The 26,365-nt window shown below is 73.1% G+C and carries 20 protein-coding genes; 11 read left to right on the forward strand and 9 right to left on the reverse strand.

The genetic code is table 11. From position 1 onward, the window contains the following. Positions 1-80: 80 nt before the first annotated feature. Positions 81-905 (forward strand): SDR family oxidoreductase, encoded by an 825-nt coding sequence (locus WMF42_RS23695; protein ID WP_437684870.1) that lies wholly within the window; start codon positions 81-83, stop codon positions 903-905. Between the two features lie 77 nt (positions 906-982). Further along, a complete protein-coding gene (locus WMF42_RS23700) occupies positions 983-1,603 on the forward strand; it encodes a universal stress protein (protein WP_061608641.1) in 621 nt (206 codons plus the stop codon). A 230-nt stretch (positions 1,604-1,833) separates the two neighbouring features. Here WMF42_RS23700 and WMF42_RS23705 read toward each other — a convergent pair whose 3' ends face one another. The 4 genes from WMF42_RS23705 to WMF42_RS23720 form a co-directional block, all read right to left on the reverse strand. Next, positions 1,834-3,144 (reverse strand): hypothetical protein, encoded by a 1,311-nt coding sequence (locus tag WMF42_RS23705; RefSeq protein ID WP_437684872.1) that lies wholly within the window; start codon positions 3,142-3,144, stop codon positions 1,834-1,836. A 167-nt stretch (positions 3,145-3,311) separates the two neighbouring features. Then, complete coding sequence (locus WMF42_RS23710; protein ID WP_437684874.1) at positions 3,312-4,424, reverse strand: hypothetical protein; 1,113 nt, start codon at positions 4,422-4,424, stop codon at positions 3,312-3,314. A 13-nt stretch (positions 4,425-4,437) separates the two neighbouring features. Next, positions 4,438-5,433, reverse strand: coding sequence for a hypothetical protein (locus tag WMF42_RS23715; protein ID WP_437684876.1), 996 nt, complete (start codon positions 5,431-5,433; stop codon positions 4,438-4,440). Between the two features lie 165 nt (positions 5,434-5,598). Next, entirely contained in the window at positions 5,599-6,618 is a 1,020-nt protein-coding gene (locus tag WMF42_RS23720) for a hypothetical protein (protein ID WP_437684878.1), read from the reverse strand. A gap of 119 nt (positions 6,619-6,737) precedes the next feature. Between WMF42_RS23720 and WMF42_RS23725 the strand changes: the two genes are divergently transcribed. Genes WMF42_RS23725 through WMF42_RS23740 form a run of 4 tightly spaced genes read left to right on the forward strand, consistent with a single transcriptional unit; the run spans position 6,738 to position 11,684 of the window. Further along, positions 6,738-7,514 (forward strand): polyphosphate polymerase domain-containing protein, encoded by a 777-nt coding sequence (locus tag WMF42_RS23725; RefSeq protein WP_233561108.1) that lies wholly within the window; start codon positions 6,738-6,740, stop codon positions 7,512-7,514. Beyond that, on the forward strand, positions 7,514-8,203 hold the full coding sequence (locus tag WMF42_RS23730) for a DUF4956 domain-containing protein (RefSeq protein ID WP_437694332.1): 690 nt from the start codon (positions 7,514-7,516) through the stop codon (positions 8,201-8,203). Before WMF42_RS23725 ends, WMF42_RS23730 begins: the two co-directional genes overlap by 1 nt. Beyond that, positions 8,203-10,302 carry an HlyD family secretion protein gene (locus WMF42_RS23735; protein WP_437684880.1) on the forward strand — a complete coding sequence of 700 codons (2,100 nt, stop codon included), beginning with the start codon at positions 8,203-8,205 and terminating at the stop codon, positions 10,300-10,302. The genes WMF42_RS23730 and WMF42_RS23735 overlap by 1 nt, the downstream gene beginning before the upstream one ends. Beyond that, positions 10,290-11,684: a TolC family protein gene (locus WMF42_RS23740; protein WP_437684882.1), complete on the forward strand. Its 1,395-nt coding sequence runs from the start codon at positions 10,290-10,292 to the stop codon at positions 11,682-11,684. Before WMF42_RS23735 ends, WMF42_RS23740 begins: the two co-directional genes overlap by 13 nt. A 41-nt stretch (positions 11,685-11,725) precedes the next feature. On the opposite strand, the gene WMF42_RS23745 is transcribed toward WMF42_RS23740, so the two are convergent. The 3 genes from WMF42_RS23745 to WMF42_RS23755 form a co-directional block, all read right to left on the reverse strand. Then, positions 11,726-12,895, reverse strand: a complete 1,170-nt coding sequence (locus WMF42_RS23745) for an endonuclease/exonuclease/phosphatase family protein (protein WP_233561107.1) — start codon at positions 12,893-12,895, stop codon at positions 11,726-11,728. A 128-nt stretch (positions 12,896-13,023) separates the two neighbouring features. Then, positions 13,024-13,761, reverse strand: coding sequence for a dienelactone hydrolase family protein (locus WMF42_RS23750; protein ID WP_061606207.1), 738 nt, complete (start codon positions 13,759-13,761; stop codon positions 13,024-13,026). Positions 13,762-14,571: 810 nt separating this feature from the next. Beyond that, on the reverse strand, positions 14,572-15,348 hold the full coding sequence (locus WMF42_RS23755) for an MmcQ/YjbR family DNA-binding protein (RefSeq protein ID WP_437684885.1): 777 nt from the start codon (positions 15,346-15,348) through the stop codon (positions 14,572-14,574). Positions 15,349-15,688: 340 nt separating this feature from the next. On the opposite strand from WMF42_RS23755, the gene WMF42_RS23760 reads away from it, so the two are divergent. Then, entirely contained in the window at positions 15,689-15,913 is a 225-nt protein-coding gene (locus tag WMF42_RS23760; protein WP_437684887.1) for a hypothetical protein, read from the forward strand. A gap of 45 nt (positions 15,914-15,958) precedes the next feature. Continuing rightward, a complete protein-coding gene (manA, locus tag WMF42_RS23765; protein WP_061606204.1) occupies positions 15,959-17,158 on the forward strand; it encodes a mannose-6-phosphate isomerase, class I in 1,200 nt (399 codons plus the stop codon). Positions 17,159-17,288: 130 nt separating this feature from the next. On the opposite strand, the gene WMF42_RS23770 is transcribed toward manA, so the two are convergent. Further along, complete coding sequence (locus WMF42_RS23770) at positions 17,289-17,696, reverse strand: hypothetical protein (RefSeq protein WP_434040852.1); 408 nt, start codon at positions 17,694-17,696, stop codon at positions 17,289-17,291. A gap of 335 nt (positions 17,697-18,031) precedes the next feature. Here WMF42_RS23770 and WMF42_RS23775 point away from each other — a divergent pair, with 335 nt between their 5' ends. The 3 genes from WMF42_RS23775 to WMF42_RS23785 all read left to right on the forward strand — a co-directional run bounded on the left by WMF42_RS23775 (position 18,032) and on the right by WMF42_RS23785 (position 23,849). Continuing rightward, positions 18,032-21,256 (forward strand): GAF domain-containing protein, encoded by a 3,225-nt coding sequence (locus WMF42_RS23775; RefSeq protein ID WP_437684890.1) that lies wholly within the window; start codon positions 18,032-18,034, stop codon positions 21,254-21,256. A 96-nt stretch (positions 21,257-21,352) separates the two neighbouring features. Continuing rightward, complete coding sequence (locus WMF42_RS23780) at positions 21,353-23,050, forward strand: carboxylesterase/lipase family protein (protein WP_437684892.1); 1,698 nt, start codon at positions 21,353-21,355, stop codon at positions 23,048-23,050. A 166-nt stretch (positions 23,051-23,216) separates the two neighbouring features. Next, positions 23,217-23,849, forward strand: a complete 633-nt coding sequence (locus WMF42_RS23785; RefSeq protein WP_061606201.1) for an NUDIX hydrolase — start codon at positions 23,217-23,219, stop codon at positions 23,847-23,849. Positions 23,850-23,945: 96 nt separating this feature from the next. On the opposite strand, the gene WMF42_RS23790 is transcribed toward WMF42_RS23785, so the two are convergent. Continuing rightward, positions 23,946-26,018 carry a TonB-dependent receptor plug domain-containing protein gene (locus WMF42_RS23790; protein ID WP_437684894.1) on the reverse strand — a complete coding sequence of 691 codons (2,073 nt, stop codon included), beginning with the start codon at positions 26,016-26,018 and terminating at the stop codon, positions 23,946-23,948. Between the last annotated feature and the right edge of the window lie 347 nt (positions 26,019-26,365).

Consider the following 26,365-nt stretch of genomic DNA (forward strand, 5'->3'; position numbering starts at 1 on the left):
GCCGGGCGCGCTGACGTGCTTCCGCGCGCCGCGCGATCGCCTCGCGTCGGGCGCTGTCCTGGAGTAGGTTCCGCCCCTGCATGGACACCCGAACTTACTTCCAGGGCAAGAGCGTCGTCGTCACCGGCGGTTCGAGCGGCATCGGCCTCTCGTTCGCGCGGCTCGTCGCGGGCTACGGCGCCGCGGTGACGCTTGTCGCGCGCCGCCGCGCCCTCCTCGACGAGGCGGCTGTGGGCATCCGGCGCGAGCACCCGTCGGCGCGGGTCGACGTCCTCGAGCTCGACATCAGCCGGGCGGAGGACGTCGCGCGGGCGATGGAGTCGAGGCTCGCCGAGCGGCCGATCGATCACCTCGTGAACAACGCGGGGGCCGTGATGCCGGGGCGCTTCCTCGATCTGCCGATCGAGGAGTTCCGGAGCATGATGGACGTGAATTTCTTCGGCGCCGTCCACCTCTGCAAGGCGGTGTTGCCGGCGATGGTGGCGCGCGGCAGCGGCCATGTGCTCAACGTCTCGTCGCTGGCGGGGGTGATCGGCATCTACGGCTACACGCCCTACGCGGCGAGCAAGTTCGCCCTGATCGGCCTCTCGCAGGCGCTGCGCGCGGAGATGTGGCCGCACGGCGTCCGGGTGAGCGTGTGCATGCCGCCCGACACCGACACGCCGCAGCTCGCGTTCGAGAACCAGCACAAGCCCGCGGAGACGAAGGCCATCGCGGGCAACGTGAAGACGCTGGAGCCGGACGCGGTGGCGCGCAGCATGGCCGACGGCATGGCCCGCGGTCGGTTCGAGATCTACCCCGACGTCGGCTCGCGCGTGAGCGCGATCGCGCAGGGCGTGCTCCCGGGCGTGGTCCGCTGGGTCTGCGACAGCGCGCAGCGGAAGGCCGGCCCGGCGGCGAGCTGAGCGCGGGGACGGCCGCGCGGGGCACGGACGTTGCGTGGTCGCGGTTCGTCCACGAGGACATTCCAAGGGAGGAACCGATGGAGTCGAGACCTTCGAGCGAAGCGCGACCGTTCAACGTCCTGGCGGCGATCGATCTCTCGCCGGCGAGCCGCGGCGTGCTCCTCCGCGCGCTGTGGCTGGCGAACGCGGAGGAGACGGGCGGCGAGGTTCATGTGGTGACGGTGGCGGACAGGGACGCCGCGACGCGGCTCCAGGAGCTCGCGACCAGCGCCGTCAACGAGTTCGCCGTGCCGTCGCGGCCCGCGCACGTCCAGCGCGTGGTCACGCACCTGCTCACGGGCGAACCGGCGCGTGAGATCGTCTGGCTCGCGGCGCACATCGACGCGGATCTGATCGTGATGGGCACGCACGGGCGCACGGGCGTACAGCGCCTCGTGCTCGGCTCGGTCGCCGAGCGCGTCGTGCGTACCGCGGGGTGCCCCGTCTGCGTCGTCCGGAACAAGCACCACGACGATTCCTGGCGCGTCCCCGAGATCGAGCCGCCCTGCCCGGATTGCCTCGCTGCGCGCAACCAGAGCGGCGGGGCGACGCTCTGGTGCGAGCGGCACCAGGGCCATCTCCACACGCATGTTTATTCCGGCGCCGAGACAACGAGGACGGTGCGCCGGGCGGTGGTCCCCTGGGGTTTCTCGCCCTGAGCTCGTGCGCCGCGCAGGCGCGACGACGGTAGAGACGTCAGCAAGGGGTGCACCCTGGGATTCCAGGGTGCGACGTGCACGGTCGTTGTGCACGCAAGAGCTGCTTTCCTGTCTGCCCCTCTGACACGCCACATCCTCTCCGACACGCCACATCGACCCGCGTGTCCGACACGCCACATCGCCCGCGTGCCATCACAGGACGGGCTCTCGCGCGCGCTCGCCGCCGCCGCTCACGCCGCGGCGAGCATCCGTTCCCCGTCGCGCCGCGCCGCCGCCCACGTCTCGTCCCAGGCGGCGTCGGCCTGCGCGCGCCGGAGTTGCCCGAAGGCCTGCGTCTCCTCCCGCTCGCCCTCGACCTCCACGTGGTCCCCGGGCGGCGCGGGCGCGGGCCCGGCGATCGCGTCGCCGATCGCCTCGCGCGCCTCGCGGCCGCCCTCGGCGAGGCAGAAGGCGAGAACGCGCCACCCGAGCTCGGCGTGCTGCGCCTCGTCGTGCGCGATCTCGCCGAGCGCGGCGCGCACGGCCCCGTCGGACGCCCCCGCGAGCGACAGCCGCGCCCGGGCCGCCGCCGCGCCCTCGCCGAGACAGCCGTCGTGCCACGCCTCGAGCGCCATCCGCACGAGCGCCGCGCGCCGGTCCGCGTCGCGCGCCGGCGGGGGCGGGAGCAGCGCCGGCCTGAGGCGCCACCCCGCGAGCGCGCTCGCGATCTCGCTGCACCGCGCCGCGTGGCGGACCTCATCGCCGAGCGCGGCGAGCGCCCGCGCCACGAGCGACGCGGGCGCGCCGACGGCCGCGAGATCCCGCGCCAGCGCGAGGAACGCCGGGATCGAGCCGCACTCGGCCCGCGCGCTGTCCAGCCACGCGCCCGCGAGCGCGGCCCGGGTCGCGCGATCGAGCCGCGCCGGACGCACGGCCGCAGGACCCAGCGCGAGCGCCGGCGGGAGCACGACCCCCTCCGCGGTGCGCAGCGGCCGGCCGTCGATCATCTCGGACCGCACCCCGAACGGCGGAGTGACGCGGAGGCCCAGGCCGAACGTCCCCTCGGGGACGAACGGCTCGCCCGACAGCGGGATGGCAGCGCGCGCCGAGACATCGAGGGCCACCGGGCTGAACACGGCGCTCATCACACCGACGTGAAAGCCGTGCTGCCCCGGGAGCGCGTCGTCATAGCGGGTGCGGTACGTCCATCCGAGCTCGCCGTCGATGCTGTAGGGGGTATCGCTGAAGTCGTCGGAGAGATCGCTGCCGCCGTGGATGCCGGCCGCGAAGCGGCCGGCAGAGAAGTTGAGCCATGTCGCCTGCGCGAACGGACCGAGTCCCATCTCCCCCGCGCGGGACGGCCTGCCGGTGTTCAGGAGGGCCGTCGCGCGGAGATCCGCGCCCAGGCCGAAGGCGAGCTGCTGGCCGAACGAGAGCGACATGAAGAGCCCGCCGGAGATCGCGTAGGGACTGTCGGCGCGCGCCTGCCCGGGGAGCGAGACGAGGGCGGCGACGCCGAGGGCAGCGAGCGCGGGCGGGAGCGCGCGAGAACGAGAGGACATGGAACCTCCGAAGCCAAGGAGATGGGCAAACGATCGATCTCGGCTCCAGTCTACCAGGGGGCACGATCCGGGACGACGACGGTGGATGACGGAAAGCGGCTCTGGAACGCCGGAGCGCGCGCCCCCCGGAGCGGCCTGCGCGCCGCCGCAAGCGCCTGGCGCCCGCGCTATCTCGAGAGCACCTCGAGGCGCGGCGGCTGCGCGTTTTGCTGATCGAGGTTGTAACGGTCGGCTGTCGCCGTCGAGAGACGGACGCCGAGGGACGAGAACCCCATGCGCAGGGTCGCCACCAGGGAGCTCACGTCCACGGAGACCGTCTGGAAAGACGCGCTGGCCGGCAGCCTGCTGTAGTGCTCGCCCGCATTGAAGTCGTCCGGGTTGACGACGCCGTCTGCGGAGTACCAGTAGACGTCGATCGACCCCTCGGTCCCCCCTTCGTCGATGTTCTGCAGATCGATCGAGAGCTGCACGGAGGTGCTCGTCGGCGGGAGCTCGCCAAGGCTGAACTCCGCGACGGTGCGGTCTTCCGTGCCCGACTTGATCGCTAAAAAGCCGAGGAGGAACGGCTCGCCGCCGGCGAACTTGCGAATGCCGCGGACGTCGGTCGGGAGGTAGACGAGCGCCTTGCAGTCCTCGCGGCAGCGCTCCTCACCGTCGCACAGCTCGCCGGTCGTGACGATGCCGTTGCCGCACGCGGTGGGCGTGCAGTTGCTGTCGCAGCCGTCGCCGTCCTCGCGGTTGTCGTCGTCGCACGCCTCGGCCTTGGTGGTGACGCCGTTGCCGCAGCCCGTCGGCGTGCAGTTGCTGTCGCAGCCGTCGCCGTCTCTTGTGTTGCCGTCGTCGCAGGTCTCACCGCGCGTGACGACGCCGTTGCCGCACCCGGTGAGCGTGCAGTTGCTGTCGCAGCCGTCGCCGTCTCTTGTGTTGCCGTCGTCGCACCCCTCGGCCTCGCTGACGACGCCGTTGCCGCACCCGGTGGGCGTGCAGTTGCTGTCGCAGCCGTCGCCGTCTGTGGTGTTGCCGTCCTCGCAGACCTCGCCCGGATCGACCCGGCCGTCACCGCACTCGCCTTCGGGCTCGGCAGGGCCGCCCGTGGAGGCGGCCTCGCCGTCGAACGACCTGACCACGGGATCGCAAGCGGCGCTCGCGACCGCGATGCAGATCAGCTTCCACGCCGCGCCCAAGATCGCACCGTGTCGCACCTGGTTCTCCTTGATGTAGGCTCCGTCGCGCGCGCCACCTCGCGGCGGTGTGCGAGGCGAGGCGTGGGGGCTGCTCACCGGGGGAGCGATGCTAACGCAGGGCGCCGCCGATGTCACCCGCGGCCGCGACGCAGGAGAGCACGTCGGGATGCGCGCCTGCCCCTCCATGGTGCCGTCGAACAGGTGGATCGCCGCGGCGGTGATCGCGGCATCGAGCGCTGCTGGCGATCAAGAATCCGAGATGCGCGATCACCGCACCTCCGCGGGTCGGGTCACGGCGTGCAGTGAGCGACCGTGCGCCCGCCCTGCTCGGCCGCGGCGCAGCCGGTGTAGCCAGCGGCCCGGCAGTCGATCGCCGCCGGCGTCCCCCCGTCGCAGAACCGGAGGAGCGCGCCGTCGCACGCCTCGTCGCTGCCGAGATCGCATGTGCCGCCGGACAGTGGACCCGGGTCAGGAAGCCGGCCGCGCTGCACTCGATGAGCACGTCCTTGTCCTCGGGATCGCACGCCGGCGGCGTGGTGGCGTAGTCGCACGGCTCGGCCCCGCATCCGGCGAAGAGCTCGGACGTGCAGGAGAGCCCGGCCGCCGCGCAGTCCATCGCGGCGATCGGCGCGCCCATGTCGTCGCAGAACACCCACGTATCGCCCTCGCACAGATCGGAGCCGGCCCTCTCGCTGCATGCCGCGGCGAAGTCCCCGGCCGCCGGCGTACACGCGCGGACGCCGGCGCAGTCGGTCGCCGCGAGCTTGCATTGCATGGCCGCGAGGCCGAGCCGCCCCGGACCGACGGTCGCCCACGCCCACCGCTCGTCGAGCGCGTGGCCCAGGCAAGCATGGAGTCCCACCGGCGTCCCGCCGTCCGCGTCACATGCGTTGATCCGCAAACAGGCCTCGACGCGCGGGTCGAGCGCGGCTGGACCGCCGCCGCTCCCGCCATCACCCCCGCTCCCCCCTGCCCCGCCGGCGCCGCGGCTCGTGGCCCCGGGGTCTCCGCTGCCCTTGCCGTCGTCCTCGCTATCGCCGCAGCCAAGGAGCGCCAGGCTCAGCAAGACCATGCGCGCGCGGCGTGAGGCGTGAATTTCAGTCATGGCAAATAATAACATGGACACTGGACTCTTACCATCCACACCGGCGACGGCGCGGGCGGCGTGTATCCCTGTGCCCGACGTCAGCGGCCTCGGGCTCAACGAAGGACTCTAGCCCAACGAGGTGAGCGAGGACCTCGCCGGAGGGACCGAGTCGGCCGGCGGCGCTCAGGGCGCTTCGCAGGAGACGCGGTGGATCGGCGCCTCGCTCCCCTCGCCGATCGTCACGTAGTCCCACCCGCCGGGCAGCCATGCGATCGCTTCGCCCTGCTCCTCATCGGCCACCGGCATGTCGCACGGCATCCCGGCCAGCGCCTGGGCCACGGTCTGGTCCGGCGTCATCGGATAGAAGAATACGTGGGTAGAGGTGCGGAGCAGCACGCCGGTGCCGTCCGGGTGCACGTCGCCCCCCGTGAAGCGCGCGTTCCCCGTCGGCGCCTCGACCGAGCCCGCCCGGACGAGCGTCGCTGTGGCGCCGGCGGCGGGCCTCGCCGGCAGCTCGTAGACGCCCGACGTACCCTTCTTCTTGACCTTGGTCACCACGGTGATCGCCCCGGTGATCGGGTGGACGAGCAGCGTCTCCGAGTTGTCGCTCCCGTCGGGGTACGCGAACGGGATCACCTCCGCGGTCAGCGAGCGCGGCGCTCCATCGAGCGCGTCGGGCTCCTTCACCTCGTAGAACGCATAGCGATCGCGCTCGCGGTCGTTGTCCCCGATATCTCCGAAGAACAGACAGCTCCCCCCGCCGGCGCTGCACGGGCCCCGCGCAACGTCCTCCCAGTCGACCGCCGCCGCGCCGGCCACCTCGATCTCTGCCCGCAGCGCGCCGTCGAGCCCGATCGCGAAGAAGCGTGGGCCGTCGCCGGAGTCGTTGTGGAGGTAGAGGGCGTCCGGGTGCGCCCCGCCCGCGACCAGGCCCGAGCACTCGTCGAGGTCGCCCTTCGGCAGGTCGCCGACCCGCGCGACAGCGCCGCAACGAGGGCAGCCGGAGCTCCGCAGGGGCGCCGGCGGACCCGAGCCCTGGCAGCCCGAGACGAGCAGCGCCAGCGCCAGCCCGAGCCCCGCCGAGCGCCGCGCCAGCGCTGGCGCTGTAACTGTGCGCGTCGAATGAAATCCACCGGGAAAGCGCGGGGATCTCGGGGTCTTGCGATGGATTCCGCTTGCAGCGCTCGGCGTTCTTTGTGTCATTATCACCGTTGTACAGTAACAATTTTGTGACGCTCGCGGTGGTGCCGCGGGCCTTGCCTTGACCCTCGAGGTCCGCGCCGCCGCGGGCCTCGCCTTCACGCTCGAGGAGGGCGGCGTTCTTGGACCTCATCGAACGATACGAGTTCAAGTACCTGGTGCCCGAACGGCTCATCCCGGAGATCCGCGCGACGGCCTGCGCGGTAGGCCGGCGGGACCGGTACGCGGACGAGCGCGGCGTGTACCGCATCCGGTCGCTCTACCTCGACACGACCGGGTTCGATCTCTACTGGGCCAACGACCGCGAGCAGCGGGATCGCTTCAAGGTGCGGGTGCGCACCTACCCCGGGAAGAACAGCCCGGTCTTCCTCGAGGTGAAGCGGCGCGTGCAGGATGTGATCATCAAGTCGCGCGCGTCGGTGTCGGCGGACGGCTGGCAAGAGCTGCTCACGAGCAGCAGCCCCGCCGTGCTCGACAAGCTCCCGCCCCACGTGCGGAAGGGCACGGAGAAGTTCATCACCGCGGTCCACCGCCACGACCTGAAGCCCAGGATGCTCGTCGACTACGAGCGCGAGGCCTACGAGAGCACGATCGACCGCTACGCGCGCCTGACGTTCGACCGGAAGATCGTGTGCCAGCGCAGGGAGAAGCTGGATCTCGAGGCGCCCCTCCGCGGGGGGTGGCGCCCCGTCGACCACCCCGTGCAGACGTCGACGTACGAGCCGGTCTGCGTCCTCGAGCTCAAGTTCGAGCGCATGCCGCCCGCGTGGATGGTGGCGCTCGTGCGGCGCCTCGAGCTCGTCCGGCGCTCGTTCTCCAAGTACTGCTACAGCGTGACCGCGCAGCTCACGCTCCCGGAGGTGCGCGGGGCCCGGGCCGAGGGAGGGCTGCAGCTGTGATGGACGTACTGGCGACGCTCTCGCACGGCGGGGCCGTCGAGTGGCGCAAGGCGCTCATCGCCCTATTGGTCGCGTTCGGGCTCACGCAGGGCATCGCCGGCGTCTACATGCTCACGTTCCGCGGCCTCTCGTACTCGCGGACCATCGTCCAGAGCATGGCGATGGGCAGCATCATCACGTGCACGCTGATGCTCGCCGTCGGCAACAACATCGCGGCGGGCATCGGGATCGCGGGGGGCGTCTCGGCGATCCGGTTCCGCACGACGATGCGCGATCCGCGCGACGTCGTGTTCGTCTTCGCGTCGCTCGCGATCGGCATGGCGAGCGGCGCGCAGGCCTACGGCGCGGCGATCGCGGGGGCGGGGATGTTCGCCGGCGCGTCGCTGCTGCTCCACGTGACCGGCTACGGATCGCGCAAGCAGCCGGATGGGCTGCTCCGGTTCGTCGCGCCGGCCGGGCAGGCGGGCGCGGACATCTCCGGCGCGATCACGACCATCCTCCGCGATCACTGCCGCAGCTTCTCCCTCGTGACCCTGCGCGAGGCCGCGCAGGGCACCGTCATGGAGCACGCCTACCAGATCAGCGTGCACCACCCCGACATGCGCGTCCCCCTCGTGACCAGCCTGCAGGGCCTGCCCGGGGTGGAGGACGTGAGCTTGATGCTCCAGGAACCGACGCTGGACCTCTGATGAACATCTCCGGGCGAACTCGATCCGCGATCTCCTCCGCCGTCCCCGCGCTGACGATGGCGGGCACCCTCGGCCTCGCGGCCTGGCTCTACTTCTCCACCGGGCCGAGCGGCGGCATCGTCGCCTTCGCGCAGTCCGACATCGAGGCGATCGCCGCGGTCGAGGCCGGGCGCGTGAGGTCGATCGACGTCGAGGTCGGGGCCGAGGTGGCGCCGGGTCAGGTGATCGTCACGCTCGACAGCGGCTCGGTCGACGCGGAGCTCGCGCTGGCGCGCGCCGAGGAGGCGCGCCTCCAGGCGATGATCCCCGCGGAGCTCGCGCGGCTCGAGGAGGAGATCGCGACGAACGTCGAGGGGCTGCAGCGCGATCTCGCGCGGGAGGTCGAAGAGCAGCGCCGCGCGAGCGCCGAGGGCGAGGTGCTGGCCGGCGAGATCTCCCGGGTGAAGCGGCTGGTCGAGGACCGGCAGGCGAGCATCGACGATCTGGGCTCGCTCGACGTGCAGCGCGCCGGCGTCGCGGCGATCGCGCGCGAGAAGCCCCACACCATCCAGCTCCTGCGCGCGCAGATCGCGGCGGCCGAGGAGCGCCGGAAGAAGCTCCGCGAGCAGGCGGGCCCGCAGACGGCGAAGATCGAGGCGGATCTCGCGGTGGCGAGGCGGGAGGTCGAGCAGCTCGAGATGCTGCGTTCGCAGACCGTGCTGCGCGCGGCGCACGCCGGGCGCGTCGCCGCGATCCGCAAGCGGCCGGGCGACGTGGCCGTGCCGGGCGATCCGATCGTCGAGCTCGTCAGCTCGAGGGGCCGGATCGTCGCCTGCGTCCCGGAGCGCGCGGCGCTCGACGTCCAGGCGGGCGACGTCGCGAAGGCCTGGGTGCGCGGCCGGAGCGGGGCGCCGCTCATCGGCAGGGCCATCACGGTCGGTCCGGTGGTGCTCGAGCTGCCGACGCGCTGCTGGGCCTCGCTGAACCTCCCGGCGTGGGGCCGCGACGTCCAGATCGCGCTCGATCACCCGGTCGATCTGCTCGCCGGCCAGGCGTTCGAGGTCACCTTCGAGCGCCCGTCGGGGGCCGACGAGCCGGTCTTGCCCGCCGCGCCGGGCTTGCCCGCCGTTCCCGTCGCGCAGGCCGCGCCTGGCGATCCCGCGGCGTCGGCGTCGCCGGTCGTGCCCGCGGCGGCGCAGCGCGCCGGCTCCGAGGCGCGCCGCATGACGATCCCGGCCGCGCTGCGGCAGCGGTCGCGCTTCGAGCCGTCCGGCGTCCTGCCCCGCCCCGCGGAGGGGCGGTACCTGCTCGTCAGCGACGACACGGGTCACAAGGACGAGGCCGACGAGGGCGCGCCCTGGCTGTTCGCGATGTCCGCCGCCGGCGCCGTCGCCCTGGAGCCGGTGCCGGTGACAGGCGTGAAGCAGCTCGTCGACATCGAGTCGATCACGGCGGGCGACGGCGGCGACGTGTACCTGCTCTCGTCGCAGGGCTACAGCGCGAAGGGCAAGCGCAAGACGGCGCGCACCGCGCTGCTCCGGCTGAAGCCGGACGGCCGGGGCTTCCGCGTCGACGGCCAGGTGCACCTCGCGGAGCTGCTCGACGCGGCGGACCCCGCGGTCCTCGCGGGGCTCGGGCTGCCGGGCGGCACGCGCCCGCTCGAGATCGAGGGCATGGTCTACCGGGACGGCGCGCTCTACTTCGGGCTCAAGTCGCCGCTCGACGCGCAGGGCAACGCGCTCCTCTGGAAGCTCGACGCGCCGGGCGCGCTCTTCGACACGAAGCGGCTCGAAGGCGCCGGGCTCTCGCTGTGGGCGCGCGCGCGCGTCGACGTCGAGCTCGGCGGCACGCCCACCCCGGGCGGGATCTCCGATCTGTGCTTCCTCCCGGACGGCTCGCTCGCGATCACGTCGACGCCGTCCACCGCCGACGGCGACGCGGGGGCGCTCTTCCGCGTCCCGCGCCCCCAGGCCGGCGTCCTCTCGCCCCTGCTCGTGCGGCGCTTTCCGGGCCTGAAGCCCGAGGGGATCTCGCTCTCGCTGTCGCCCGGCAACCTGCTCATCGTGTTCGACGCGGGCGCCGACGTGCCCTCGTTCCTGGAGCTGCCGTGGCAGGGCTGAGCGGCGCGCGGACGCTGTCGGCGCTGTCGACCATCGCGTGCCTCTCGCTCGCCGCGTGCGCTGCGCCGGCGCGCCTCGAGGCGGGTGACCGGGCGGTCGCGCTGTACCGCGAGGCGCAGGCGCAAGCGAAGGCGAAGTCGAGCGCGCACGGGCGCGCGGGGCGCGGGGCCGCGCCGCGCGAGCTCACCGTGGACGACGCGGTGGCGATGGCGAAGCAGCGGAGCGGGACGCTCGCGGCGATGGGCGCGCGCGAGGTCGCGGCCCGGGCGCGCGTCGCCGCCGAGTCGGCGGGCACCTACAGGAACCCGGAGATCCGCGTCTCGCAGATCCGCCTCGACCAGTATCTCGACCAGGAGCCGCGCATCAGCGCGGGCGTCCGCGTGCGCCCGCCCAGGCCCGGCGAGGCCAGCGCGACAGCGGACGCCGCGCGCGCGGACGTGGCCGCCGCGCGCGCGGAGACGCGGACCGCGGAGCTCGAGCTCGAGGCCGAGGTCCGCTGGCTGTTCGACGACGTGATGCTGATCGACGCCGAGATCGAGGCGCTCGACGCGGTCACCGCGACGCGCCGGAAGCTCGCGGACGAGCAGCGGGCGCTCGTCGGCGTCGCGCACGGGACGGCCGTCGACGAGGCGATGGCGGCGCTGGCGGCCGCGGTGGCCACGGAGGAGAGCGCCGAGCCGCGCGCGCGCCGCCGGGCCGCGCTCGGGGCGCTGCTCGAGCGGGTCGGGCTCGACCCCGACGCGCCGGTGCGCCTCGTGGGCGAGCCGCTCGGGTCGGCGCCGCTCGTCGCGCTCCTGCCCGAGGAGGCGCTGGTCGAGGCGGCGCTGCGGAGCCGCCCGGAGATCGCGCTCGCGGCCGCCGAGGTCGACGCCGCGGACGCGGAGGGCTCGCTCGCGCGCGCGCTGCGCTGGCCGTGGCTCTCGTTCATCGAGGTCGGCTACGAGTTCACGCCCTCCACGCGCGACCCGCACGGCTGGACGTTCGAGGCGGGGATCGAGCTGCCGCTCTTCGACACGCACTCGAGCGCGATCGAGGCCGCGGACGCGGACGCTGTCGCGGCCGAGCGGATGCTCGCCGCGGAGGTCCAGCGGGTGGCGCGGGAGGTGCGCGACAGGCTCCGGGAGGCGCGCGCGGCGGGGGTGCTTGTCGAGGAGTTCAGGGCCCGCGCGCTCCCGGCCGCCGAGCGCGCCGGGGTCGAGGTCGCGCGCGCGCTCGACAGCCGGAGGATCGACGCGCTGGAGGCGCTGAAGCTCGAAGAGCGTCGTGACGCCGCGCGCGTCAAGTTCCTTCGCCTCGTGCGCGACTACCGGACGGCGCTGGCCGAGCTCCGCACCGCGGTGGGCGGGCCCATTTCCGCGGCCGAGCCGGCTGCCCGGCGCTGAGCTGACGAGGGGCCCAGGTGAGGCCTTCCTGAGCTGACGAGCTACCTGGGCCGCGCGCGCAGGGCATCTCCCCCGGGCAGGGCGCCGGTCCAGCGGAGGTCCGCCAGGATGGGGAGGTGATCCGAGCCGAGATCGGGGCCGATCCAGGCGCGCTCGGTCGTCCAGCCCGGCGCGGCGAGCACGTGATCGATGCGAATGCCGAACCAGCGCGTCCGCTTCGTCGCGCCGAAGCCGAGCCCGGCGCGAGAAAACGCGTTCTCGAATCCCGCCCAGAAGCGGCGGTAGATGGCGCTGTCGACAGGCATGTTGAGATCGCCGACGACGATCGCCGGATAAGGCGCCTCGTCCACCCACCGCCTGGCAAGCTCGGACTCCCACACGCGCAGCGCGATCACCCGGTCGTGCTCCGCTGCCTGCTTCCACAGGCCGTGCATCAGCGCCTCGATCGCCTCGCGGGGCGTCTCCAGGTGGAGGTTGACGAGGCTGAAGGCGCGCGTCCCGGGGGGAACCTGCGCCTCCGGCTGCGGCGCCTCCGGCGCGCCCGGGCCGGGCGAGCCGGACGGCGCGGCGACTGTCGCGCGGTCCGGCAGCGCGATCGCATAGCGGAGGATGGCGCCGTGGCCTCCCGCGTCCCAGACATCGCGGCGATCCCTGGACTCGGCCTCGAGGATACGGTGCCGGCTCACCAGGCACATCCCGCGGTCGACGTGGACGAACCACCCCGGAAAGGCCGCTGTCAGCTCCGGCTCGGGCACGCCGCACTCTTGCAGCGCGAGCACGTCGGGCCGGGCCTCGGCCACGAAGCCCTTGATTCGATCCATGCTCATGGGGCGGCTCCCCGTGTTGAAGGAGGCGACGCGCAGGTCGCCGCGCCCCGCCCCGCCGACGAGGCCCGGGACCGAGACAGTGAACCCCAGGATGGGCCCGACCACGATCAGCGACGCGAGGGCCGCCGGGATGAGGGCGCGGCGACGCACGAGCAGCGCGGCGGGCACGATCGCGAGGAGCGGGAGCGCGATGACCTGGCGCGGACCGAAGAGGAAGAGCGTCGCCGGCCACCACCGGTCACCGAAGAGGGGCAAGGCGAGCCAGACCGCGACGACCCCGAGGAGGTAGAGCACGGCGCTCGCGAGCACGACCGCCCGGAGCCGGCGCCAGCGCGGCGCAGGCCCCCGGGCAGCAGGCCGCCGCGCGTCGGAGGACACTTCCATGGATGACTCGTCCTGGCGCATCGATGTGCTCCCGCGGAGTGTAGTTGCCGCCGTCAACGAGCGGGAGCGTCGAGGAGCGCACGCCAGAAGGCCGCAGTCGTCGCGGTCACATGCCCACGCCCGCGTCGCTACGCGCCGAGCTCTTCGGCGAAGAGCGCGAGGATCGCCTTCCAGTGGCGCTCCGCTTCCGCCGCGTCGTACACCGGCGTGTCGATCACGGCCCATCCGTGGCGCGCCTCGTAGTGCTCGATCTGGTAGCGCTTGCCCAGCGCGGCGAGCGTCTGCTCCAGCGTCTCTGCCTGCTCCTTCGTGAAGAAGACGTCGTCCTTCGCGATGCCGAAGTACATGCGCGCCTGCGCCGGGCCCGCGAAGAGGTGCGGGCTCGCCGGGTCGGCCGTGACGATGCCGCCCGGGTGGATCGACGCCGTCGCACGCAGTCGATCGGGAAAGCGCGTCGCCGCGATGAACGCGTTGCGACCACCCATGCAGTAGCCGACAGCGCCGACGCGCGTCGCGTCGACGTTCGCGCGCGAGGCGAGCACGTCCAGGCACGCGGCCACGTCGCTCATGAGCATGTCCGGCGTGAGGTTGCCGATGAGCTTGCGCATCTCGCCCATCTTTTCGGGCTGCGTCATCACGGCGGGCTCGAAGTGGACGTGCTTGCCCACGCGGTGATAGAGGTCGGGCAGGAGCACGTGGTAGCCGTGGCTCGCGAGCCGCTCCGCCATCGTCTTCAGCCCGGCGCGGTAGCCCAGGCCGTCCATCAGGAAGACGATCGCGGGGCGCTGGCCCTCGCCATCGGGGATGATCTCATATGCGCTCATGGCGCCGTCGGGCGTGGCGACATCGATCTCTCGGGTCTGCATGCGCGCGAGATCCTACACTCGCCGCACGCGCGCGGACAACGCGCTCAGGCGGAAGCCGTGGAGGAACGCTCCGAAGGGCTCCGGGGCGTTTGGTGCTCTTATCGTCCGCGAGGGTCGCCGCGTCCACGTGGAACGGAGTCCCCGCGGCAGCTCGACCGCGAGCGCAGCGCGCGAGGGCACCACCGGCGGCGCCGGGCTCGCGCTCTTCCGGACGGACGAGGCGCGGGTGCCAGAAGGGGGCAGCGGGCCGCCCGCGGCGATAGACCCGGGCGCCCACGAGAGAATCCTGGGTCCTCAGGGCTACTGGAACACGATAGGTATCCCCACAAGCAACATCGGCACAGCATGGAGCAGCGGCATTCATCTGCCATTGCGCATGGATGGGCTGGCAGGGGGTTCCAGCGCACCCCCGGATCATGCCGCTGGGAAGGCGATGATTCGGCGCTCACATCGGCCACGCAAAAGCGGCCTTCGGCGCGCGCCAGAACACCAAGGCCGAACACCAGGCGGTCTTCACCGTATCGAGCCTGTACCCGGTCCAGCAGGAGCCGACCACTGTCGACGCTGGCCATTCTCGGAGCATACGACGTTTCTCAGGCCATGCGGCACTGCGACAGCGAGCTCGCCGGGCTCGTGCTGTACGTGGGGCGTCAATAGACTCCTCACCCCCGATGAGCTCTCGGCGGAGTGAAGCCCTCGGACCTCTCCGCGGCTCTGGCGCGCCTCGGGCCGAAGCTGGGCGCGTTCCGGTTCGCTGTGCGCTGGCGCCACATCGGACGCCAGGTGGAGCGTGAGCGGGTATCCCGCGCGCTACTTCCGGGTGGGCTTCGCTCTCTGCGCCGGCGCCGCTTTCTTCCCTGGCGCTGCGGGCCTTACCGCCGTCCCCTTCTTCCCAGCCGTCCCTTTCTGCGCCGGCGCCGCTTTCTTGCCTGGCGCTGCCTTTTCCGGCGCTGCCTTCCCTGGCTCTGCAGGCTTCACCAGAGCCGCCCCCTTCTTCCCGGCCGCCGCCTTCGCCCCCTTGCTCGCCACAGCGCGCCCCCCGGCTCCCGCCTTCCCGGCCGCCGCCTTGGCCTCCTTCTTCCCGGCCGCCTTGGCCTCCTTCTTCCCGGCCGCCGCCTTCGCCTCCTTCTTCCCCGCCGCAGCGGCCTTCTCCTTCGCTCCTCTCTTGCCCGCCGCGCCCTCCCGCGCCCCCTTCTTCCCCGCCACCGCAGCCGCGCCGTCCAGCGACTGCAGCGCTCGCTTCGGCGCCACCGCGCGGTAGCTCTCCTCGATCCACTCGAGCAGCATTGCCTCGGGCACCTTGTCCTTCGGACCGAAGCGCGCTGTCACCCACCCGCTCTTGCCGAGGTTGTACCCGGTCGGCGCCGCGAACGGCAGCATGAGCGCGGCATCGCCCGACTCGGGGAGCTTGGCGGTCACCGTGAGCTTCCCCTCGTGGGTGTTGAGGAAGACGAAGATCTTCCCGCGCACCTTGGCGACGCGGTCGCCCCAGGGAAACTCCTCCACCGCCTCGGGGTAGGCCAGCACGGCGTCGCGCAGCCTCGCAAGGATGGGCGTGAACCTCGCGTCGTCCTTCGTCGTCATCATGCGGCGAGCCTAGAGCGCTCGCCGGATCGCGTAAAGCCAGAGCCGCGCGCCGCCTCGGGCGCCGAGCGGCTCGATCCCGAACGTCTCCTTCTCGTCCGCCGAGCCCCTCGGCTTCCCCCCACCAGGACGTTCTCACCGATCATCCCCATCCTGCCGCCGCCCCTGAGGGCCGCGCGAAGAGGCCGCACCTCGTCACTCCTGGATCTGGAACGGTCCCACGATCCCGAGGCCCGCCACCTCGGCGCGTGCTGTGCTTCCTGGGATACTCACCCAGCGTGAGGCGGGAAGAACGCATGAAGCGGCCAGCGGAGCATACGATGCGAGACAAGCTGAGCATACGATGCGAGGCGCGCTGAGCGCGGCTGAGGACGATACACCCCGGGACGTTCTGCAGCGCGACGACGAGACCCAGAGAGCGCGGAGCGAGCAGCTCCGCAGCGAGCTCGCCGAGCTGCGGCAGGCTCCGAAGATCGCACAGACGCTGGTCGAGCTCGGCGCCGATCTCTCCAGCATCGTCGCGCTGGTGACGCTGGAGGGCGGCATCGCCCACGTGCTCGATCGCTGACTTTCCCGGAGCCATCCTGTAGGGTGGGCCTCACAGGAGCCGCCCATGTTTTCGCTCGAGAACCGTGTTCAGGAGTACGCCTGGGGCTCGCGGGAGGCCATCGCGACGCTGCTCGGACAGGGCCCCTCCGACAGGCCGCAAGCGGAGCTCTGGATGGGAGCCCACCCGGCGGCCTCGTCGAGCATCGAGCTCGACGGAAGCCGCGAGCGCCTCATCGACGCCATCGCCGGCCGCGCGGACGCCTTCCTCGGCGGCCCGACCGTCGATCGCTTCGGCGCGCGGCTCCCCTTCCTGCTCAAGGTGCTCGCGGCCGACCAGCCCCTGTCGCTGCAGGCGCACCCGGACGAGGCGCAGGCGCGGCGCGGGTTCGACGCGGAGAACGCGGCCGGCATTCCCATCGACGCCCCCGAGCGCACCTACCGCGACCCGCACCACAAGCCCGAGCTCCTCTGCGCGCTCACCCCGTTCGACGCGCTCTGCGGCTTCCGTCCGGCCGCCGCCCTGCCAGAGGTCTTCGCGCTCCTCACCGGAGGTCCGGCCGACGCGCTCGTCCCGCGCGGCGCCGCGCCTGTCGACGCGGCCGCCGTCGCGCGGCTCTTCCAGGGCCTCCTCGCCCTCGACCCGGCGGCGCGGCGGGAGGTCGTCTCCTCGGTCGTCGAGGCGTGCCGGGCGCGCGCGCAGGCGGGCGGCTGGCTCGCGCGGGCCTCGGGCTGGGCGCTCCGCCTGCACGAGCTCTACCCGGGCGACATCGGCGTCGTGATCGCGCTCCTGCTCAACGACGTTCACCTCGAGCCGGGCGAGGCGCTGTACCTGCCGCCGCGCCGGATGCACGCCTATGTGCACGGGGTCGGAATCGAGATCATGGCGAGCTCCGACAACGTGCTTCGCGGCGGGCTCACGCCGAAGCACGTCAACGTCGACGAGCTCGTGCGCGTCCTCGACTTCTCCCCGTGGCGCGTCGAGCCCGTCGCGCCGCGCCAGGCCGGCGCAGAGTCGTTCTACGACACCCCCGCGCCGGAGTTCCGGCTCTCCCGCATCGAGCTCGACGCCGCGTCCACCTGGAGGACGGCCGACCGGCGCGGCCCGGAGATCGTGCTGTGCACCCGCGGCCAGGCGTCGCTGACCGACGCGCGCGGCGTCACCCGCGCTCTCCGCCAGGGCGGATCCATCTTCGTCCCGTTCGATTCGCGGGGCTACGCCATCGAGGGAGAGGGCCAGTTCTTCCGCGCCACCGTCGGCCTCTGAGGAGCGCCGAGACGCCGAGCGCCGGCTCATGACGAAGTGGGTCGCGCCGGGGCCCGGCAAGGAAGACCCGTAACGCACGCTCCCTGCGCGTGAGCGCCCTCCGATGACGAGCCGCCGGTGGCGATCCCCCTCAGCGGCGGCGCGGCGGCGCCTCGGAGAGGTACTCGAGCAGCCGCGCCTCGTCGCTGCCGATCATCCGATCGACCCCGTCCTCCCGGAAATGGCGGTGGATCTGCAATGCCCCCGCGGGCGTCCGCACGAGGATGGCGACGCGCCGGAACCCCCTCATCACGATGGGCCGGAACCGCTGCATCGCCGCCTCGAACGCTGGATCGTTCCTCCCCACCACCGAGCGCAGGTCCACGAGCAGGGACAGGCCGTCGCGGCCGACCCGGTCGAGCGCCCGGCTCACCTCCATCCACCCCTCCTCGAACTGCGCAACAGACTCGGACGGCTCCGCGCTGCGCGTGATCCTCGCGAGCTTCATCGCCGGGTTGACGACGACGACGTAATGAGCATTGCGCAGGATCTCCAGCATGGCGTCCCACGTAGTCTATCCGCAGCAGCCCGTCGCGTGGAGCAGCCGCGCTCCCCCTCTCTCTCGAACTGTCGAGTCCGCTTCCTTCTGCCGCCGGCGTCACGCGCGCCGCGAGATGCGACACCCGCTCGAGTCGAGCGCGCGAGCACGCGCAAGAAGGAAAAGAACACCGGCTGGACAGCCGAGCCGCGCGGCGCAAAGAGCCTCCCGGACGACACAGCCCATCACCCGGGCGCGCCCCACACTTGCCCACACAGATTCCGGCCGCGCTTTGCGTCGGGCCAACGGGTCCAGTACCCTGGGCCCCCTTCGAATCCGCAAGGTTCCGACGAGGTATGCACGCGCAGCCACCCCCCTTCGACCTCCGGGATCGAGCACCGGCCGGGGAGGCGGCCGAGCCGGAAGCGGTCGGGCTCGAGGGTGTACTGAGGACCGAGGAGCTGGCGCACCGCCCGGCCCGGCTGCCCGACCACGCGGCCGAGAACCGGGCCCTGCTCGCCCTCGCCACGGCGATGGCCGGGCACCTCGAGGACGTCCTCCCGAGGCTGGCGTCGCTGCTCCTCGAGCTCTGCCGGGCCGACTCGGCGGGCATCAGCGTGCTCGAGGACGACGGGGAGGGCGGACAGGTGTTCCGGTGGCGCGGCATCGCCGGGGCGTTCGCGCACAACCTCGGCGGCGCGATGCCCCGGAGACCGAGCCTCTGCGGCACCGTCCTCGATCGCAACACGACGCTCCTCTTCCTTCACCCCGCCCGCCACTTCACGGCGGACGCCTCCATCCAGCCGGCGGTCGTCGAGGCGCTGACCGTACCTTTCCACGACAACGACACGCCGATCGGCACGGTCTGGGTCATCGCCCACACCGAGGAGCGGAAGTTCGACGCGGAGGACGCCCGGCTCGTCTCCAGCCTGTCGCGGTTCGCCGCCAGCGCCGTCCGCGCCCTCGGCCAGGCACGGGACGCGTGGCGGGCGGCCGAGGCGCTGCGCGAGAGCGAGGGCCGGCACCGGTTCCTGGCCAACCTCGCCGCCGCCACCCAGCCGCTCTCCGACCCCGACGAGGTCATGGCCGTCACGGCGCGCATGCTCGCCGAGCACCTCGGGGCGGACCGGTGCGCCTACGCCGAGGTCGAGGACGAGCGCGTCTACGTCATCACGGGCGACTACACGCGGGGCGTCCCGAGCATCGTCGGCCGGTGGCCGGTCGCCGATTTCGGGCCCGAGCTGGTGCGGTGCATGTTCGCGAACGCGCCGTACGTGATGGACGACGTCGACGCCGACCCGCGCGCCGGACAGGACCTCACGGCCTACAGGGCGACGAAGATCCAGGCGGTCATCTGCGTCCCGCTGCACAAGGCCGGCAAGTTCACCGCCGCGATGGCCGTCCACCAGAAGACGCCGCGGCGCTGGACGCCCGACGAGGTGGGGCTCGTCGGGCTCATCGTGGGCCGCTGCTGGGAGGCCATCGAGCGGGCCCGCGCGGCCCGCGGGGTGCGGGAGCGCGACGAGCGGCTCGACTACGCGGTCCGGCTGTCCGGGGTCGGCTTCTGGTACTGCGACCTGCCGTTCGACAAGCTGATCTGGGACGACCGGGTGAAGGACCACTTCTGGTTCCCCAGCAACACCGAGATCAGCATCCATACATTCTACGACCGCCTGCACCCGGACGACCGGGAGCCGACGCGGCGTGCCATGGCGGCGTCGATCCGCGAGCGGAGCCCGTACAACGTGGACTACCGGACGGTCGATCCGGCCACCGGGGCGCTCAAGTGGATCCGGGCCCTGGGCGGGACGGCTTACGCGCCGGACGGCACCCCCCGGCGGTTCGACGGGGTGACGATCGACATCACCGACCGCAAGCGCGACGAAGAGCAGCTCGCGAAGCTGCTCGATCGGGAGCGGGAGCAGGGTCGGCTCCTCCGCCAGGTGGCCGACGCCGCGCTCACCATCCACGCGTCCGGCTCGCTGGACAGCGTGCTCCAGGGGATCACCGAGCAGGCCCGGCGCCTCATCGGGGCGCACCAGGCGGTCGCCAGCCTGGCCGGCGACGACGGGTCGCAGGCGGGCACCACCGTGTCGATGTCGGACAAATACGAGCGCTGGCGCGATCACCAGGTCCCGTCCAGCGGCGCGGGGACGAACGCGGCGGTCTGCGAGACGAACGGCCCGATGCGGCTCACCCAGGCAGCGCTCGAGGCGCACCCGGCGTGGCGGGGCTTCGGCGGCGAGGTGGAGGACCGGCACCCGCCGATGCGGGGCTGGCTTGCCGCGCCGTTCACCGGCCGGAGCGGGGAGAACCTCGGCCTCATCCAGCTCACCGACAAGCACGACGGGGAGTTCACCGAGAGCGACGAGGCCATCCTCGTCCAGCTCGCCCACATCGCGTCCGTCGCGATCGAGAACGCCCGGCTGTACGACCAGCTCCGCGACCAGGACCGGCGGAAGGACGAGTTCCTCGCCACCCTCGCCCACGAGCTGCGCAATCCGCTCGCCCCGATCCGGACGGGCCTCGAGATCCTCCAGGTCGCCGGGAGCGCGGAGCAGGCCCGGAAGATCCTCGACATGATGGAGCGGCAGGTCGGGCACATGGTCCGGATGGTCGACGACCTGCTCGACGTGTCCCGGATCACCAGCGGCAAGGTCGAGCTGCGGCGGGAGCGGGTCGATCTCCGGTCGGTCCTGAACGGCGCCCTGGAGACGAGCCGGCCCCTGATCGAGGCCGCCGCGCACGAGCTCGCGGTCCGGCTCCCGGCGGAGCCGCTGCTGCTGGACGCGGACCCGACCCGGCTGGCCCAGGTGTTCGCGAACCTGCTCAACAACGCGGCCAAGTACACGCCCGGGGGCGGCGTCATCCGGCTCGCCGCCCAGCGCGAGGGCGCCGGCGTGGCCGTCCGGGTGGTGGACAACGGGGTCGGCATCTCCGCCGACATGCTGCCGAAGGTGTTCGACATGTTCACCCAGGTGGTCCGGTCGATCGACAGGGCGCAGGGCGGGCTCGGGATCGGGTTGACGCTCGTCCGGCGGCTGGTCGAGCTGCACGGCGGGACGGTCCACGCCGAGAGCGAGGGTCCTGGCCGCGGGTCGACGTTCACCGTCCGGCTCCCGCTCGCCGCGGCCGAGGAGCCCGCGCCGAGGCGCTCGTCGCCGGGTCCGGCGGGGCGCGACGCCGCGGCCGCGCTCCGGATCCTCGTCGTGGACGACAACGTCGACGGGGCGGAGAGCCTGGCCTTGCTCCTCCGGATGGCCGGGCATCGCACCCAGGAGGTCCACACAGGCCCCGAGGCGCTGACGGCGGCGCGGGAGCTCGGCGCGGACGTCGTGTTCCTGGACATCGGCCTGCCGGGCATGAGCGGGTACGAGGTGGCCCGGCGGCTGCGGGCAGAGCCGGGCTTCGCCGGGCTCGTCCTCGTGGCGCTCACCGGCTGGGGGGCCGAGGACGACAGGCGGCAGGCCCGGGAGGCGGGGTTCGACCACCACCTGACAAAGCCCGTAAACGCGGCCGAGGTGCGGCGCCTCGTCGCCAGCGTCGCGCAGGCCGCCGCGGCCCGCCGGCAAGGCGGCTGACGCCGGCGCGCGCCGCGCGAGCGCGCCGGGCCCCTCAGCGGACGCGCTCCGTGGTTCAATCGGCGGCCCCTCGACTTGAATCTCACGGAGACGATCATGCCTATTCGATTCTCGCTGTCGTGTACCCTTCTTCTTGGCCTGCTCGCCGCGGCCTGCGGCTCGGGCGAGTCCGACCCTGCGGGCAGCGGCGGCGCCGGCGGCAGCGGCGGCGCCGTCGGTAGCGGCGGTGACGGCGGTGACGGCGGTGACGGCGGTAGCGGCGGCGCCGGCGGCAGCGACGAGCCTGCTTCCCCGCTCGTCCAGACCGACAAGGGTCCTGTGGAGGGCGCGCTCGTCGGCTCGACGCGCACCTTCCTCGGCATCCCGTTCGCCGCGCCGCCCCTCGGGGAGCTGCGCTGGAAGCCGCCCGCGCCCCACGAGGGGTGGACCGAGGCGCTGAAGGCGACCGAGCTGGGCCCCGCCTGCGCGCAGTCGATGATGCTCACGCCGGGCTTCGACCCGAGCTCGAGCGAGGATTGCCTCACAGTGAACGTCTGGACCCCCGAGCGCCCGGCGTCCTCGTCCCTGCCCGTCCTCGTGTGGATCTACGGCGGCGCCTTCGAGGTCGGGAGCGGCGGCCTGCCCGAGTACGACGGCCAGCGCCTGTCCGAGACGACAGGCTCGGTGGTCGTCACCTTCAATTACCGCCTCGGCCCGCTCGGGTTCCTCGCCCTCCCGGAGCTCAAAGAGGAGGATCCCGATCACCCCGCGACGGGCAACTACGGCCTCGAGGACCAGCGCGCCGCGTTCGCGTGGGTCAAGGCCAACATCGGCGCGTTCGGCGGCGATCCGGGCAAGGTCACCGTCTTCGGCGAGTCCGCCGGCGGCATCAGCATCTGCGCGCACCTGGTGTCGCCGGAGAGCCAGGGCCTGTTCCAGCGCGCGATCATCGAGAGCGGGCCGTGCGATGTCGTCGTCCCCGAGGAGACGGCCGTCGCGCAGGGGGAGACGCTCGTCGAGGCGCTCGGCTGCAGCGACGCGCCCGCCGTGCTCGACTGCCTGCGCGAGAAGTCGGCCGAGGAGGTCACGACCGCGCTCCCGCCGGCCGCCGACATCCTCATCGGCGACGGCCCGCGCTGGTTCCCTGTCATCGACGGCTGGAACCTCCCCGACGTGCCGGGCAAGCTCCTCGAGGCCGGGACCTTCGAGAAGGTGCCGACGATCCTCGGCAGCAACGCCGACGAGGGCACGGTGTTCGTCGCGGCGGGCGGCACGACGATAGCCGACGACGCCGCCTTCCTGGCCTTCGCCGAGCGCCTCGCCCCCGGCCGCGGCGAGGAGGTGGCGGCCGGCTACCCGAGCGACACGTACGGCTCGGCGCAGGAGGCGGCGACCGCGGCGCTGGGCGACTATTTCTTCGTGTGCCCGACGCGGCGGGCCGCGCGCGCGATCGCGGAGGCCGGCGTGGACACGTACCTTTATCACTTCACCCACGCGCCCGAGGACTCGCTGTTCGGCGATCTCGGGGCCTTCCATTCGGCCGAGATCCGGTATGTGTTCGGCACCCCGGGGACGCTCCTGCCCGCCCCGCTGACCGAGGAAGAGCTCGATCTGTCGCGCGCGATCGGGGGGTACTGGTCGCGCCACGCGGAGAGCGGCGACCCGAACGGCGGCGACGCCGTGGCGTGGCCGAAGTACGACGCGGAGACGGACGAGCACCTCGTCCTCGATATGACCATCTCCGCGCAATCCGGGCTGAGGACGGACCTCTGCGACCTGTGGGACAGCGTTGGCGCGGAGCAGCGCCGGCGGTAGCGCCTCGCCGGCCGGTCGCCCATCATCTCCGGGTCGCCCGCCGTCGGTCGCCGGGACCTTCTTGCCCGTCACCCGGCGCGCCTCCCGCAGCCCGTCGCCGGAGGCCACCCCCGCCCGCAGAGCTCGGCACGTAAGTGCCTGTAGCTCCTATGCTATCCTCTACGCCGTGCTCCGCTCCTACGACCTCGCCGCGATCATGGCCCGCCTCGCCGGGCGCGAGGCAGCGCTCGACGCGCTCACGCAGGAGCGCCAGGCCGCCGTCGCCGCGATCCTGAGGGCGCCGGCGGGGGCGCCGGGGACGGCGCGGGAGCCCATGGGCGACGGGGATCCCGGCGAGGCCGAGCTCCTCCTGATCCGCCGGGCCGAGCACCCGCGCGACCCGTGGTCCGGGCACATGGCGCTCCCGGGCGGGCGGCGCGACGCGACGGACGCGAGCCTGCTCGACACAGCGATCCGCGAGACGCGCGAGGAGGTCGGGATCGACCTCGAGGCGCGCGGCACCCTGCTCGCCCGCCTGCCGGATCTCCCCGCTGTCGCGCGCGGGCGGCGCGTCGGGCTGATCATCTCCCCGTTCGTCTTCGCGCTGCGCTCCACGCCGGAGCTCACCCTGAGCAACGAGGTCGCCGAGGCGCTCTGGACGCCGCTCGGGCCGCTGGCGCGCGGCGAGCGCGCGTCGACCTACGCGTACACGCACGAGGGGAACGTCGTCCAGCTGCCCTGCCTGCTCGTGGACGAGCGGGTCGTCTGGGGGCTGACCTACCGCATGCTGGAGCAGCTCTTCGAGGTGCTCCACAGGTGAGCCGCCGGCCCGGGCGCCCGGCCCCGCCTGGTCACCGCCGAGCGCCGGAGGGGACGCGCGCCGCCTCGAGCACCGCGCCGCAGATCGGGAGCTCCCTCAGAACCCGCCCTCGATCGCGAGCCCCGGCATCGTGATCGGCCCGATCGTCTGCGGCGTGCACCCGCTGTCGTCGCAGCTCACGTCGAACACCTCCTTCGTGAGCGTCGCGTTCTGCAGGTCGAACACGAGGCCGAGGTAGCTGCGCTCGCTCAGGGCCCAGCGCTTCGACACGCGCACGTCGAGCCTGTAGAACGGCTGGATGCGGTCCGGGTCCTCGCGCGCGGGGCGGCCCGGGGTGATCTCGTCGGCCGGAAAGCCGGTGTAGAAGACGTGGCGGATGCCGCCGCGCCAGCCCTTGCCGAGGTCGTAGAGCAGCGCGACGTGCGCGACGTGCGTCCTGTCGTAGGCGGAGGGGATCGTCCGCTGCTCCCGCGTGCGCGTGGAGCGCGACAGCGTGTACGACGCGAGGAAGAACATGTCGCGGCGGAGCGCGCCGCGCGCGCCGAGCTCCAGGCCGTAGGTGTCGCCGACGCTGCGCGCGAGGAAGCGCTCCGTGCTGAGGTTCGTGCCGCGGCCGGTGCCGATCGGGTCGCTCAGGCCGAGGGTCACCTGCCGGAACACCGTGGCGCTGAAATTGACGGGGCCGGCGTTCGCCTCGACGCCGAAGCTCGACTGCAGGCTGCGCTGGAGGCCGCCCGGGATGCCGCCGATCTGGAGCGCCGGCAGCGGGGCGAGGCCGGGGAGCTGCGAGGCGAGCCCGAACGCCGGGATGAGCCGCACGTGCTCGCCGATCCCGAAGCGGCCCACGATCCTCGGGTCCACGGCGACCGCTGTCGCGCCGAGGGAGGTGTAGTGGTCCACGCGCACGCCGGGGGTGATGGTCGACCGCTCGTCGAGCACGAGGAGCGCGTCGGCCCACGCGCCGAGCGCGAGGTCGAGCCGGCTGCGGAAGAGCTCGGGGAAGCTCTCGTCGAGCTGCGCCGTCCCCTCGGCGGGAACGTCGTCGGGCTCGCCGTCCGCCCCGGCGGGGCGCGGCGTGATGTCGTAGCTGTCGACGGCGGCGTCGACGCCGGCGCGCAGGAGCGCGCGCCCGCCGAGGAGGGGCCGGGCCAGGCTCAGCCGCGCGTTGACCTTCCAGGCCCGCGCGCTCTCCACGCCGACCCCGCGCGACTGGTCGAGCCCGAAGGTGAGCGCGGCGCGCACGCGCGCGCCGGAGGCGGCCTCGTCGCGGTCGTAGCGCAGGTCGAGGCGGTGGAAGTCGCTGTCGAGGAGGACGTTCCGCCCCCCGGCGCCGGCGTCCTCGTCGATGCTGGCGAGGTAGTCGTACGCGCCGAACGCGAGGACGGTGAAGCGCTCCTCGGGCCCGAGCCGGTTGACGATGCGGGCCTGGTAGTCGGCGTAGCCCACGTCGACGCTCGGCACGAGCGCGGAGGCGAGCGCGGCGCCGGCGGCGTAGTGGCCGCCGACGAGGACGTGGGTGTCCCTGTCCATGGGGCCCTCGACGACGCCGCCGAGGTCGACGAACCGGAGGCTCCCCTCCCCGCGCCAGACGTCGGACGGCGGCGCGCTCTCGGCCTCGATCGCCGCGCCCGCGAGCCGCCCGATGTCCGCGGGATACGGGCCGAGGTGCATCTCGACGCGCTGGACCATGGAGGCCGGGATGACGCTCGGGCCGGCGCCCACGTGGAACAGGAGCGGGACCTGGATGCCGTTGAAGAAGTAGCCGATGTTCCCCGGGGGCGCGCCGCGGATGTAGTAGTACGGCATGCCGCTCGCGATGGTCGTCACGCCGGGCTGCACCTCGATGGCGCGGTAGGGGTCGCCGAGCGCGCCGGGCAGCTCGCGGATGTCGCGCCTCGAGAGCGAGACGGAGCCCGCCGGGGCCCGGTTGCCCTCGACGGTCACCTCGATCCCGGCCGGCGCCGCGGGCGCCTCGGCGGGGACAGCGGGCGCCGGTGGCTCGGCCGGGGGCGGGTCGCCGGGGTGCGCGGCGGGCGACGCCTGGGCGGCATCCGGCGGCGACGGCGCCGCGTCGGTCGGGCGGGGCTCAGGCTGGGAGCGCGCCTCGCCCGCGCGAAGGCAGGCGGCGACGGCGAGCGCGAGGGCGAGGAGTGCGCTGGGGGATCTCACGCGGATGTCGCTGATGCGCCGCCGGGGACGAGGAACAGACGCACGGGCGCCCCCGGAGTTAGCAAATCCGACCGCCCGGCGAAAGCCAGGGCGGCGCGGCGCGCCCGTGCCGCCGACGACATCCGCGTGGCCGCTCCGAGGCCCTCCGCGCGCGGCGCGAGACACGCGCTCACGGCGCGCCCGCGCCGGAGCGCCTCCGCGCGGTGCGCCGGCGCCCGAAGGGCACAAAAACAGAGCGCCCGTTCGACGGCGGGGGGGGAAGCCGTCACAGGCGCTCTGTCCACCCTGATTAGCAGGAGACGGGCCAAGGTCCAGCCCGGCTCACTTCATGGGGTTAGCCCTAAGGT

The sequence above is a fragment of the Sorangium sp. So ce176 genome, from assembly GCF_051519835.1.
Classification (GTDB): Bacteria; Myxococcota_A; Polyangia; order Polyangiales; family Polyangiaceae; genus Sorangium; species Sorangium cellulosum_G.